At 70.5% G+C, this 2,274-nt stretch carries 2 protein-coding genes; both read right to left on the bottom strand.

The window, feature by feature from the left end; genetic code table 11:
* Positions 1 to 65: 65 nt before the first annotated feature.
* A complete protein-coding gene (gene istB / locus DP939_RS45155) occupies positions 66 to 845 on the bottom strand; it encodes an IS21-like element helper ATPase IstB (protein ID WP_113986972.1) in 780 nt (259 codons plus the stop codon).
* Positions 842 to 2,274: IS21 family transposase (istA, locus tag DP939_RS45150; protein ID WP_113986973.1), on the bottom strand; the 1,433-nt coding region annotated here is incomplete at its 5' end. The genes istA and istB, both read right to left, overlap by 4 nt.

Raw genomic sequence — 2,274 nt, 5'->3', positions numbered from 1 at the left:
TGTCAACGGCCAAGTGCGTGTCGCCGCTGGTGGCCATGTAGAAGTCCCCACCTCTTCGTAGTTGACTACTTCTTGATCAAGCGTGCTGGTGTCCTGGTTCGTGCCTGTTTCATCCGGAAGGACTCACCTTCGGTGACCACCACGATGCTGTGGTGCAGGAGCCGGTCCAGCAGACTGACCGCGGTGGTGTGCTCGGGCAGGAAGCGTCCCCACTGGTCAAAGGGCCAGTGCGAGCCGATTCCCAACGCGCGTCGCTCGTAGGCGGCGGCGACGAACCGGAACAGCAACTGGGCGCCGGTGTCATCCAGCGGGGCCAACCCCACTTCGTCGATGATGACCAGATCGGCGCGCAGCAGGTTCTCGATCACCCGGCCGACCGAGTTGTCCGCCAAGCCCCGATAGAGGGTTTCGACCAGGTCGGCGGCGGTGAAGTAGCGGACCTTGTGTCCGGCCTGGACGGCGGCGACCCCCAGCGCGATCAGGCTGTGGGACTTGCCGGTGCCGGCCGGTCCGACCGCGCAGTAGTTCTCCGCCGCTCGGATCCACTCCAGCGAGGCGAGGTAGTCGAACGTGGCCTTGGGGATCGAGGAGGCGGCGACGTCGAACTCCTCGATGGTCTTGAGCACCGGGAAGGCGGCTGCCTTCATCCGGGCGCGAGCGTTGGAGGCATCGCGTGCCGCCAGTTCGGCGTCGATGAGCGTGCGCAGGAACTCCTCGGGGTTCCAGCGCTGCGTGCGGGCGGTGAGGAGCAGTTCAGGGGCCAGCCGGCGGATGGTGGACAGCTTCAGCCGGCGCAGCCCGCCATCCAGATCGGCGGCCAGGGGCGCGGGTGCGGACGCGGTCATGACACCTGTCCGATCTTGTCCAGGGTGTACTCGCTCAGCGATCGGGTCGGGACCGGCGGCAGCTCCAGCACCAGCGCCTGGCCGGCGGGTGCCGGTTGCGGGGTCCCGGCGCCGGCGGCCAGGATCGAGCGGACATCCTCGGCCCGCCAGCGGCGAAAGGTCACCGCCCGCTGCAGCGCCGCGATGAGCGCCTGCTCGCCGTGCGCGGCCCCCAACGCGGCCAGCTCGGTCAGATCGCCGGCCAGCCGGGTGTTGCCCGAGGCGGCCGAGCCGGTCAAGAACGACTCTGCCGCCGGGCCGAGCGCCAGGAACGCCTTCTCCGCCGGGGTCCGGGGCCGGACGGCGCGGCGTGGTGCGGGCCGCGGACCACCGTAGTGCTCATCGGCCACCGACGCCTCGCCGGGCGCGACCGCCGGATGGTCGGCGACGATCTCGCCGGTGGCCAGGTCGCAGATCAGCAGTCTGCCCTGCTGCTCGGTCACGGCCACGCGGGCGCCGATCAGCCGGGTGGGGACCGAGTAGCGGGCCGAGCCGAACCGCACGCAGGACAGCCGGTCGACCTTGCGGGTGATCGGCGGCTTGCCGATCGCCGGCCGCAGCGACGGCAGAGCCGTCAACAGCTCACGCTCGCCGGCCAGCCGCTCGGCGGGGATGGCGCAGATCTCCGAGTGCGTCACCGTGTTGACCTCGGCGCACCACCGGCGGGCGGCCACGTTGGCGGCGAGCAGGTCCTCGAAAGGCGCCTGCGGCACAACCAGATCACGTTTGGCATAGCCGACCAGATGCTCCACGATGCCCTTGGATTCCGGGTCGGCGGCCTGGCACCAGTCCGGCCGGAAGGCGTAGTGAGTGGCAAAGCGCACGTAGTCGCCGGTGGGGATGACCTTGTTGGCGACCACGCCGCCCTTCAGGCAGCCCATCCGATCGGCCAGCACCACCTTGGGCACCCCGCCGAGTTCTTCGAAGCATTCGGCCAGGAAGGCCAGCGTGGTGGTGGCCCGCTCGTTGTCGGCGAAGCGGACGAACCGCACCCTTGACCAGGCCAGCACCGCGCAGAACACGTGCAGCCCGCCGCCCGCATCGCCCCAGTCGATGACGAGCATCTCGCCCGGTGTCCAGACCGCCGGCCGCCGCCCGCGATGGTGGCTGCGCCGCCAGGCCTGCTTGGTCTGGGCGACCAGCCGCCGGAAGTTGCGCGCCGACCCGGCATACCCGGCGGCCTGGGCCAGGGGCAGCAGCCGTTTGGCCGAGATCCGCCCGGCCGTGCTGGTGATCTTCTCGGCCACCAGATCGGCGACCGTATCGAAGTTGTGCCCGCGCCGTCTGCGGCCCGGCGGCTTGCCGTCGGCCAGCGCCCGCTCGATGATGCGTCTGACGGTCTTGTGCGTGGTGCCGCACATCTGCGCGGCTCCGCGATAGGTGCCTACCT

This window comes from Spongiactinospora rosea (assembly GCF_003315795.1).
Taxonomy (GTDB): domain Bacteria; phylum Actinomycetota; class Actinomycetes; order Streptosporangiales; family Streptosporangiaceae; genus Spongiactinospora; species Spongiactinospora rosea.
Note: the sequence above shows the minus strand (reverse complement) of the source record. Positions and strands in the feature narration are given on the sequence as shown.